This window comes from Kitasatospora sp. NPDC085895 (assembly GCF_040702125.1).
GTDB lineage: Bacteria > Actinomycetota > Actinomycetes > Streptomycetales > Streptomycetaceae > Kitasatospora > Kitasatospora arboriphila.
The window spans coordinates 1-9,969 of sequence record NZ_JBFBJY010000147.1 but is presented as its reverse complement, the minus strand read 5'-3'; the positions used below and the strand labels follow the sequence as shown (position 1 = coordinate 9,969).

Sequence of the window (9,969 nt, the reverse complement as noted above, 5' to 3'; positions counted from 1 at the left end):
CGGTGCCCGGAGACGGGCACGCCGGGTTCGGGAGGCGGCTCGGGGAAACCCACTGGTGGAGACACCAGCAGGGCGCCCCGAGTCGACCTCACCGACAGCGCGGTGCCTCTTGAGGCGGTTGATCCCGCACTCGACCGCATGACGCTCACGGTAGTCAGCCTTGTCGAACTTCGGCGGTCGACCGCCGCGGGAGCCGAGCTTCCGCCGGTTGCGCGCTTGGTCGGCCTTGTCAGGGATGGTGCAGCGGATCCCGCGACGGCGCAGGTAGGCGCGGTTCTTGCGGGAGGCGTAGGCGCGGTCCGCCCGCACGCGATTGGGGCGGACCCGCGGCCGGCCCGGTCCGACGCGGGGCACGCGGACCTTGTCCAGCACGGCTTCGAACTGCGGAGAGTCCCCGCGCTGCCCAGCGGTCACCACGATCGACATGGGTTTCTGACCCTGCTCCACTGCCAGGTGGAGCTTGGTGGTGAACCCGCCGCGTGACCTCCCCAGCCCATGGTCACCGGGCTCGGTGAAGATGCCGCCCGGCGGTTCCTTCTGCAGGTCGCCGTGCTTGCGGGCTCCAGCCGCATGTTGATGCGCGCGGCAGACCGTGGAGTCGACGCTCAGGTCCCATGTGATCGCCCCCTTCGCGTCGGCCAGGGACTGGAGCCGGGTGATGATCCGCTGCCAGGTGCCGTTTCGCTGCCACCGGCGGAAGAGGTCGTAGACCCGGCTCCACGGTCCGTACTCGGCGGGGACGTCCCGCCACGGAACGCCGGTCCGGACACGGAACCGTATGCCGTCGATCAGCTGCCGCCGAGCCCAGACCGGTGGTCGCCCCGCCCTGGCGCCCTTCGGCAACAGCGGCTCCAGCACCGCCCACTGCTCGTCTGTGAGATCTCCCCGACCCATGAACCGTGATCATCCACAGCCCAAGATCCACTTTCGATACACGGCCTAGGTCGCCTCGGACCAGTCGACGGTGAGCTGTGCGTCCACGTGCCAGTCTCCCTGCCTGCTCGAACGTCGGTGCGCCGCCGGTGGGGTCGGGCCCCGTGCCGTCCGACCGTACAGTGGCCGACCGGCGGGTCCGATGCGACGGGGGCGACCGGCGGGCCGACGTGGCCGGGCCCCGGCCGCGCTGCGCGGGGCCGGGGTTTTCGAAGATCAGCCGCAGTGGGTCCAGCCGGAGTACCAGCGGACGCCCTCCGCTTCGCCGCCCCACGAGATGCACGTGCCCTTGGCGCTCAGGGTCACCGGGCCGGCGTAGTACAGGTAGTAACCCGCGTCCGGAGCGTCCTTCAGGTCGCTCTGCCGCTCGATGTTCACCCTCAGGTCGTACCGGGTGGTCCCGTTCGGGCTGCGCTTCCAGGTGACGGCGCAGTTGCTGGAGCCGTTGTAGAACAGGTAGACGTCGGCGACCGTGCCGATGGGGTGCTGGTCGATCAGGTAGTACCCGCTGCCGACGCTGTTGCAGGCTCCGCTGGGCGTCGACGCCGCCTGCGCCGGAGCAGCCGCGAACAGCATTCCCGTCGTCATGCCCAGCACACTGAGGGCGAGCGCCGCTATCCGCTTCGACTTCCGCATGTCTCTCCGTTCGAACATCCGTACCGGCAGGTGCCGCACGCACGATAGCAGCGCCCAAGATCACCCGGCTACGCTCACCCAGCCCGACCTGCCGAATCCCCCGTTCTCCAACACCTTTCCGACACAGTCACTTGATGCTCGGTCATCGCTACCTGACGAGCCGTCACCGACGTGCAGCTCCTCGATGAGGTCGCGGTACGTTCGAAAGGCCTGCTTGGGCGTGTAGTCGTCGTGCAGGAGGCCGAAGTGCGGGAACAGCCCCTCGGCGTGGCTGTCGGCATCCCGCAGGGCGAAGAGCGAGTATCCGTCGATGTTCAGCTCGCCGACCAGGGCGGCCACCGTCCGAACGACGGCGTCGAGCACGGCGGCCTGCCGCTGTTCGCTGCGGCCCGGGCCGGTCGGCCAGCCGTTCTCGTACGCCCGGATCGGCACGGTGTCCGGGATGCCGGTTAGCGGCAGACTGGTGCGGCGGAAGGCGGTGAGGGCTGCCGCGACCGCGTCCGCCAAGCGGTCCTCGTCTATGGGTCGGAACACGTCCGGGAAGAAGTCCAGGCCGGCGTAGTCCACGCTCCGCCGGAAGCGGCCGTCGGCCAGCGCGCCGAGGCAGCCGGGTCAGGATCCGGTGCCAGGTTCCAGTCCGCTGTCACCGACGGAACACGTCGTAGACCCGACCCCACGGCCCGTACTCGGCAGGCACATCCCGCCACGGAACACCGGTCCGGACCCGAAACCGTATGCCGTCGATCAACCGTCGCCGAGGCCAGACGGGCGGCCGGCTGGCCTTCGTGCCCTTCGGAAACAAGGGCTCCAGCACCGCCCACTACTCGTCCGTGAGATCTCCCCGCCCCATAAACCGTGATCATTCACAGCCCAAGATCTACTTTCGATACACGGCCTAGGCCCTCCCCTTCGGGTTTCCGCAGGTGGTGCGGTGCACGGGGCTGGGGCACGGGACGGGGCGGTGGCGGCCGGGAAAACCTGTCACCCGCGCGGGGCGGGGGCCCGTAGGCTCGGGTGCATGTCTGACCGTGATCACGCGCAAGGGTCCGGAGCCGTAGGGCCCGTGACGGCCGAGGACCTCGCCGAGGGCGTGCGGCTCGTCGCCGCACTGCTGCGCCGGCCCGAGGCACTCGGCGCGGACTGGGGGCGGCCCGCCGGCAGCCTGGAATGGAGCTGCTGGGAGACGGCCGAGCACCTGGCCGACGACCTCTTCTCCTACGCCGCCCAACTCGGCCCGCAGACGCCCCCTGCCGCCACCCATGTGCCGTTCGTCTGGCGCCGGGAGGCCCCGGGCAAGCCCGCCAACGTGATCTTCGCCGAGCGGGAGAGCGGGCCGGAGGGCGTGCTCCAGGTGCTGGAGGCCTGCGGGGCGCTGCACGTGGCGATGGTACGCACGGCCTCGCCGCAGGCCCGCGCCTTCCACGTGTTCGGGACGACGGACGCCGAGGGCTCCGCGGCCATGGGTCTGGTCGAGCTGTTCGCGCACGCCCAGGACCTGGCTCTCGGCCTCGGACTCGACTGGCAGGCCCCCGCCGAGATCTGCACCCGCGTGCTGACCCGACTGTTCCCCGAAGCCCCGACCGACACCGACCCCTGGCCGACCCTGCTGTGGGCGACCGGCCGCGGCGACCTCCCGGGCCGTCGACGGCGCACCCGCTGGCAGTGGGACAGCACCCCGCGCTCCTGCAGTCGGGGGACGCCCTGACCGGAGTCGTCCCGATCGGGATGCGCTGTCCACGCCGTGGGCCCGGACTCTGGACGAGGTGATCAAGCGGTGAAGTTCGCCTGCCGGAACCTCGGCGCGCCGGATCCGGCCCGTCGGGGACTCACCGCGGACTCCGTCCCGGTGGAGGTGCTGCTCGTGGACATCGAGGCGGACCTGGTCATCGGCGACGACGGCCGTACGGTGTGGAACGAGGACGGCTTCCCGGTGGCCGAACTGGCGCGCGTCCCCTCGCTCTGGCTCCGACTCCCGGACGGTGAGCGGGGGACTTCGCGTTCGACTCGATGTCGTACGACGTGCCCGGTGCGGTCCGGATCACGGCGACCGACGGGGGTTGGCGGGTCGGCTCCGTCTTCGCCCCGGACACCTGGGGCCCTCCGACGACCTGGCCACGCCTCGTGTCGGTTCTCGTCGCGTTCGTCGAAACGGTGAGGGAGGGGGGTGACCGCCCCCGGGATCAAGCCCGACTTCATCCCGGACCTCTGAACGGCCCCGCCTCGTCGATGCGCCGACGGGCCTCACCTGCTCGGACGCCATCGGAACCAGTAGTCCGGACCCTCGACCCGGTAGCGGGCCCCGGCGTCGAAGCGCACCTCGCCCACCAGCCGCTCCGCACCGTCCGGCACCTGACGGTGTGGCGCCAGTAGAAGGACCAGCTCGTCGTAGCGGTCATCGAACCCGCCCTGACCCGGGTGGGTCTCCGACCCCACCGTCCCTGCCTCATGGCGCTCGTTCCACCTGGCGAAGATCGCCCACTGCTCGCGCTCCAGCTCCACCGCCGCGTCGCTCGCGGGCCAGACGCTGTACTCGTCGGCCCCGTCAGCGTCATCCCAGTCGTTGCCCTGGAAGTAGTGAGGCTTGCCGTCGACATCGGCGAGGCCGGCGCGCGGCCCGCTGCACCACTCCAACTCGACGTACACGCGCTCGAAGCCGGCCGCGATCAGCTGCACTTCGTCCCAGGTCTCAGCCACACGCGCAGGCTACCGACGAGCGGCCTCGGTATCCATGATCACGATCTGCGGCTGGAGCACCAGTCGCTCAGAAGGACCTCACGCCGGAGTGCTGTGGTGGGCCACCGCCTGATGGGGTGCGACGGCCGCGTACCCTCGTGGCGTTCTGTCCGAGCCCCAGCCAACGTCAAGGGAGACCGATGTCGCACCTCTCGGACGACGACTTCGTCAGAGCATCGCTAGAAGTCCATCTTCCAGAGGCGCGAGTATTCCTGGAACAGCTGGACTCGGCTGAGCGCGAATCCGCGGAGGAGCTCGGGCACAGCCCGTACCCCCTGGGCCTCTACACAGTTCTGTCCGAAGCCTTCTACTGGGTCGTTCTTCGGCCGGCTCTGGACTCGCCGGAAGCCAGTCGCGACCTTCTGGTGCGCTGCCGGGACTTCCTCGACGAGCTCACCTCGAGCCGACGCAGCGAGGTGTTGCAGGCTGTGGAGATTCGCGTCTGGGAGCATCTACGGGATTCCGAGCGGGAGATTCTCGGCTGGGGCGGTTCCGATCCGGTTGGGCCGTCGGCCTGACTCTCCAGGCTGGGGCGGTCCCGATCCGGTGGCCGGTCGGGATGCCGGCTGTCGACGGCAGGGTCCCGGTGTCGGACCGGGACCCGGACGGTCTTGACCGTCGACCGGTCGGCCGGGCCGGAGTTCCGATCGTTGGGGTCATGGTCCGTCGTGTTCTCGATCTCCGCGGCGGGGTAGGGGGTTGAGGCGTGCAGGTGACGGCTTTCGACGCGTACGAGCGTCGGACGTGGGCGGGTCGCGCGGCGGCGTTCGCAGGGAGTGCCGCGGGGCTGTGCGCGTATCCCGTCCCGCGGTTGCTCGATGCGGCGGGCGTCGGTGCGCGGTCCCGGGTGCTCGACGTCGGGACGGGGACGGGAACGGTGGCCGCGGCGGCCTGCGGGCGGGGTGCGGCGGTGACCGCGGTGGACGCCGAGCCGAGCATGGTGGAGCTGGCCGCGCGGACGGTGCCCTCGGCGGAGGTCCTGACGGCCGTTCTGCCGGAGCTGCCGTTCGGGGACGGCGTGTTCGACGCCGCGGTCGGCAACTTCGTGCTCAACCACGTGGGACGTCCCGATGAGGCGCTCGCGGAGCTCCGCCGGGTGGTCCGACCGGGTGGGCGGATCGCCCTGACGGTGTGGGTGCATCCGGCCCCCGCGGGGCAGGCGCTGTTGGGCCGGGCCGTCGCCGCCGCGGGGGTGGCCCGGCCGTCGCACCTGCCGGCGCCGCCCGGGGAGGACGAGCTCCCGCACCGTCCGGACGGGCTCGCCCGGCTGCTGGCCTCGGCCGGGCTGTGCGAGGCGAGGTGCGAGACCCTGCGCTGGCAGCACCGGACCGGTGCCGAGGAGTGGTGGTCCGGCCCGGCGAACGGGGTGGGCTTCCTCGGGCAGGTGTTGCTGAGCCAGGACGAGCGGACCCGGGCGGAGGTGAGGCGTCACTTCGACACCCTCTCCCGGGAGTTCCTCCGCGAGGACGGCCTGTTGGCGCTGCCGCACGCGGCCCTGCTGGTGAGCGCCCGCCGCTGACCCGGGGCACCCGGACGGTTGGAACGGCGACGAGCGTCAGCCGTGGTGGTGGAGGACCGTGTCCTTGAGGTGCCGGGCCTCGGGCGGCAGCGGCTTCGTCCGCGACAGCCGCACAGCGATGCCGCGGGCGAGGTCGAACGCCGCCACCGGGTCGGCCCGGTCCGCCCAGGGGGCGCCGCCGCACCACCGTCCGACCAGCCGGAACTGCTCCAGGGCGGCGGCGTGCAGGCCGGCCTTGGCAAGGTGGTCGGCGAGCAGGTGCCGCAGGGCGGGCAGGCGCGGATCGTCCGCCGGGACGGTCGCGAGGGCCTGCGCCACGGCCTTGAGCCGCCGCCTGGCGGCCCTGGTGCGGGGGAGCGCGCGGAGGCCGCTGCGGGTCTCGAGTTCGGAGAGCGCGTGCACGTAGATGCCGGCCAGCGGGCTGCCTGCCGGCGCCTTGTCCATGGCGCGGCGGGCGAAGGCCATCATCCTGCGGTTGCTGCCGTACCACTTGGCGCACCAGTACTGCATGGCCTGCCAGTGCCCCTCGTAGTGGTGCGGGGCGCGTGCGACCAGGCCGTCCCAGAGCGGCCCGAACCGGTCCGGCGTGTACTGGGCGCCGCGGGCGGCGAGCACCATGACCACCCACGGGCCGGGGTCCTCCGGTGCGAGCAGCGCGGCCCGCTGCGCGGCCTCGATCGCGGCGGGCAGCAGCTCCCGGAACTTCGTCATCCGGTCGGCCGGTACCTGGTGCGCGTAGCCGCTGCCGCGGATCGCCCACGCCCGGTCGACCATGCACCGGGCCTCCAGCGTGGCGGCGGCGCAACTGGCCGGGTCGGCGGCCCGCCAGGCGGTCAGCCAGGCGTCGTCCTGCTCGGCGATGTCGGCGAGCAGTTCCAGCCTGGACCAGCGTTCGTCCCAGTCCTCGCCCGCGGCCTCGACGTACGCGGCGGCGGGCCGCCAGTCGCCGGTCCAGGCGGCCTCGCAGATCGAGCGGACGGCCGCGCTGCGGTCCGGAGGCGCGGGCGGGCCGGGCCGGCGCGGGTCGAGCACGGCGTGCGGCACCAGCCCGTAGGCGGCGGGGTCGAAGACGGTGGCGGCCCACGTGGCGGCCCTGGACGTGCGGTGGGGGCCCCGGAGCCAGATGACGCAGTACGTCCCGGCGATGACGAGCAGCAGGAGACTCACGGCGGAGGATCCTTGCAGGTCGCGAGCGGTGCGGGCAATGGGGATGCGGACACGTTCACGAGGCCTTCGCCGGGTCCCGCGGGACGGCGGCGGCCCGACAGCCGGGGGAGTCGGCACACGGGTGGCGGACGCCCCTCGTGACATGGCGGCACACGGCCGCAACGCCCTTCCCCGGCAAGGAGGATGACGACGGATCGGACTCTCCGTGACGGAGCGCGGCGGGCCGCGAGCGGGCTCCGAGCGGGCCACCAGCGGCAGACCCGGCACGGTGCCGGGATTGCGGCGCGGACCGGCTGAGCAGGCTCAGGTCAGGCCGGCCGGCCGCCGCCGACGGCCACCCGCCGTGCGGCGTGCCCGAACCGGCACGTCGCACCCGACCCGGAGGACCCCGGTGCCGCTTCCCTCGCAACCCCTGCGCAGTCTCGGCTTCCTGACCATCGGCCTGTTCGACGAGGCCGACCCGGCGGGCGGGCACGAGTCCACCCTGCAACTCGTCGAACTCGGCGAACGGCTGGGATTCGACAGCGCCTGGCTGCGCCACCGGCACCTCCAGTTCGGCATCTCCTCCCCGGTGGCCGTGCTGGCCGCGGCCACGCAGCGGACGCGGCGCATCGAGCTCGGCACCGCGGTCATCCCGCTCGGCTGGGAGAACCCGCTGCGCCTGGCGGAGGACCTCGCGACCGTGGACGTGCTGTCCGGGGGCCGCCTCAACCCTGGTGTCAGCGTGGGCCCGCCGATGCACTTCGAGCGGGTCCGCGAGGCGCTGTACCCGGACACCGCCGAGTCGGAGGACTTCGGGTTCGCCCGGGTGCGGCGCCTGCTCGACCTCGTCGGTGGCAAGCCCGCCAGTGACTTCCGCGGCACCGAGGGCATCGAGGCGTTCTCGGACCGGGTCCAGCCGTACGCGCCCGGTCTGGCCGACCGCATGTGGTACGGCGCCGGCAGTCTGGGGTCGGCCCGGCAGGCCGCCGAGAACGGGATGAACCTGCTGGTCAGCAGCGTGGTGAAGGCCGAGGAGGGCGAGGACTTCGGTGCCGTCCAGCTCTCGCACGTGCGGGCGTTCCGCGAGCGCCACCCCGACGGCGCCCGGGCCCGGGTCTCGCAGGGGCTGGTGGTGATACCCACCGACAGCGCCACCCCCGCGCAGCGGGCGAGGTACCGGGAGTACGCCCGCGCCCGGCTGCCGCGGACCGCCGCCCCGCAGGGACCGGCCCGTCTGCTCTTCGCCCCCGACCTGGTCGGCGGCGCGCAGGAGATCGCGGAACGGTTGCACGCGCATCCGGCCTTCCGCGAGATCGACGAGGTGGCCTTCGCGCTGCCCTTCACCTTCGGGCACGAGGACTACGTGCAGATCCTGACCGACATCGCCACCGTGCTCGGCCCGGCCCTCGGCTGGCGTCCCGCCACGGACTGAGTCCGTCGCGGACCGACCCGCACGGGCGGCGACTCAGCCCGCCGGCAGCCGCACGGGCGCGGACGGCGGGCCCTCGCGCCCGGCCCGGTCGACGCAGGTGACGGCGTACCAGGGGCCGGTCGCGACGGCCGGTGGCCGGTACCGGCGGACGGTGAGGGCCGGCAGCAGGGCCAGCAGCCGCGCCGGATCGGCCGGCGGCCGCGCACCCGGGTCGTCGGCGTACCCGTAGACGGCGAACAGGAACGGGTGCGGGCGGCCGGTGCGCGGAGCCGGGGTGATCCGCAGGTCCTGCCGGTCGGGCGAGGGGTGCACCGAGGGCGCCGCGGGCGGTGCGCTGCCGGCGAGCCGCGGCAGCAGGGGGACGAGGGCGGGCCGGGGCCAGTGGTCGGCCGCGAGCCGGCGGATCGCGCCGATCCGGTCGGTGCGGGCGGTGCGGGCGCTGAAGAAGACGTCGCCGCCGATCGATCCGACGGCCTCGTTGAGCGCGAGGTGGCGGGAGAGCTCCGCCGGGTCCTGCCAGGGCGCCGGCCGGCCCGGGGCTCCGGGCCGGGACGCCGACTGGCCGATCCACAGCTGGGTGTCGGTGTCCGCCACCTGCGCGGCCCACCAGCGTGCGAGGACGGCGTAGTCGGCGATCTCGAAGCCGATGTGCCAGTACAGCTGGGGCGCGATGTAGTCGACCCAGCCCTTGCGGACCCAGCCGCGCGAGTCGCAGTACTGCGCGTCGTAGGCCTGCAGCGCCGTCGTGGCGGAGCCGGCCGGGTCGGTGGACCGGTTGCGCCAGACCCCGAACGGGCTGATCCCGTACACGGCGTCCGGCCGGGCCGCCCGCACCCGGTCGCGCAGCTGCCGGACGGTCAGGTCGATGTTGTCGCGCCGCCAGGCGGCCCGGTCGGTGAAGCCGCGGCTCTCGGCGGCGAAGGACCCGTCGTCGGGGAAGCCGCGGCCGCCGGGCGCGGGGTAGGGGTAGAAGTAGTCGTCGATGTGCACACCGTCGACCTCGTACCGGGTGACGGCGTCCATGACGGCGTCCAGGACGAACTCCCGGACTTCGGCGAGCCCCGGGTCGTAGTACAGCTCGCCGTCGTAGGCGATCGCCCAGTGGGGGTTGCGGCGGGCCGGATGGTCGGCCACCAGCCGGGCCGGATCGGGGTGGATCGCGATTCGGAACGGGTTGAACCAGGCGTGGAAGGGGAGGCCGCGCTCGTGCGCGGCGCCGATCATGAAGGCCAGCGGGTCCCAGCCCGGATCCTGCCCCTGGGTCCCCGTCAGCCACTGCGACCAGGGCTCGAACCGGGACGGCCAGAGCGCGTCGGCGGTCGGGCGGACCTGGACGAACACCGCGTTGAAGCCCGTCGCCACCGCCGAGTCGAGCAGCGCCGTGAAGTCGGCCCGCATCTGTTCGGCGCCGAGCCGCCGCCGGTCCGGCCAGTCGGTGTGGTTGAGGCAGGCGATCCACAGCCCGCGCATCTGCCGCTTCACCGGGTGCGGCGCGACCGCCGCCGCCGGCGGCGTCCCGGGCGGACCCTCCTCGCGGCGCACCGGTACCGGTGTCGGCACCGGTACC

11 protein-coding genes are annotated in these 9,969 nt (G+C 73.0%); 4 read left to right on the top strand and 7 right to left on the bottom strand.

The features are described 5' to 3' along the window. The 4 genes from AB0442_RS40445 to AB0442_RS40430 all read right to left on the bottom strand — a co-directional run. Positions 1-894 (bottom strand): IS5 family transposase (locus AB0442_RS40445; protein ID WP_366168524.1); only part of this gene is annotated, 894 nt, incomplete at its 3' end. A 255-nt stretch (positions 895-1,149) separates the two neighbouring features. Further along, positions 1,150-1,569 carry a hypothetical protein gene (locus AB0442_RS40440; RefSeq protein WP_100890401.1) on the bottom strand — a complete coding sequence of 140 codons (420 nt, stop codon included), beginning with the start codon at positions 1,567-1,569 and terminating at the stop codon, positions 1,150-1,152. A 60-nt stretch (positions 1,570-1,629) separates the two neighbouring features. Further along, positions 1,630-2,136: a hypothetical protein gene (locus AB0442_RS40435; protein WP_366168523.1), complete on the bottom strand. Its 507-nt coding sequence runs from the start codon at positions 2,134-2,136 to the stop codon at positions 1,630-1,632. Between the two features lie 76 nt (positions 2,137-2,212). Next, positions 2,213-2,383, bottom strand: a complete 171-nt coding sequence (locus AB0442_RS40430) for a transposase (protein WP_366168522.1) — start codon at positions 2,381-2,383, stop codon at positions 2,213-2,215. 204 nt (positions 2,384-2,587) lie between these two features. On the opposite strand from AB0442_RS40430, the gene AB0442_RS40425 reads away from it, so the two are divergent. Then, on the top strand, positions 2,588-3,274 hold the full coding sequence (locus AB0442_RS40425) for a hypothetical protein (RefSeq protein WP_366168521.1): 687 nt from the start codon (positions 2,588-2,590) through the stop codon (positions 3,272-3,274). A 536-nt stretch (positions 3,275-3,810) separates the two neighbouring features. Here AB0442_RS40425 and AB0442_RS40420 read toward each other — a convergent pair. Next, positions 3,811-4,263: a hypothetical protein gene (locus AB0442_RS40420; protein ID WP_366168520.1), complete on the bottom strand. Its 453-nt coding sequence runs from the start codon at positions 4,261-4,263 to the stop codon at positions 3,811-3,813. A 179-nt stretch (positions 4,264-4,442) separates the two neighbouring features. Between AB0442_RS40420 and AB0442_RS40415 the strand changes: the two genes are divergently transcribed. Together AB0442_RS40415 and AB0442_RS40410 are read left to right on the top strand one after the other, a co-directional pair. Continuing rightward, positions 4,443-4,820 carry a hypothetical protein gene (locus tag AB0442_RS40415; RefSeq protein WP_366168519.1) on the top strand — a complete coding sequence of 126 codons (378 nt, stop codon included), beginning with the start codon at positions 4,443-4,445 and terminating at the stop codon, positions 4,818-4,820. Between the two features lie 194 nt (positions 4,821-5,014). Beyond that, on the top strand, positions 5,015-5,821 hold the full coding sequence (locus AB0442_RS40410; RefSeq protein ID WP_366168518.1) for a class I SAM-dependent methyltransferase: 807 nt from the start codon (positions 5,015-5,017) through the stop codon (positions 5,819-5,821). Between the two features lie 36 nt (positions 5,822-5,857). Here AB0442_RS40410 and AB0442_RS40405 read toward each other — a convergent pair whose 3' ends face one another. Beyond that, positions 5,858-6,988 (bottom strand): hypothetical protein, encoded by a 1,131-nt coding sequence (locus AB0442_RS40405; RefSeq protein ID WP_366168517.1) that lies wholly within the window; start codon positions 6,986-6,988, stop codon positions 5,858-5,860. A gap of 391 nt (positions 6,989-7,379) precedes the next feature. Between AB0442_RS40405 and AB0442_RS40400 the strand changes: the two genes are divergently transcribed. Continuing rightward, positions 7,380-8,402, top strand: a complete 1,023-nt coding sequence (locus AB0442_RS40400) for an LLM class flavin-dependent oxidoreductase (RefSeq protein ID WP_366168516.1) — start codon at positions 7,380-7,382, stop codon at positions 8,400-8,402. A 33-nt stretch (positions 8,403-8,435) separates the two neighbouring features. Here the strand turns inward: AB0442_RS40400 and AB0442_RS40395 are convergent. Continuing rightward, a partial coding sequence (locus AB0442_RS40395) for a family 10 glycosylhydrolase (protein ID WP_366168515.1) occupies positions 8,436-9,969 on the bottom strand: 1,534 nt, incomplete at its 5' end.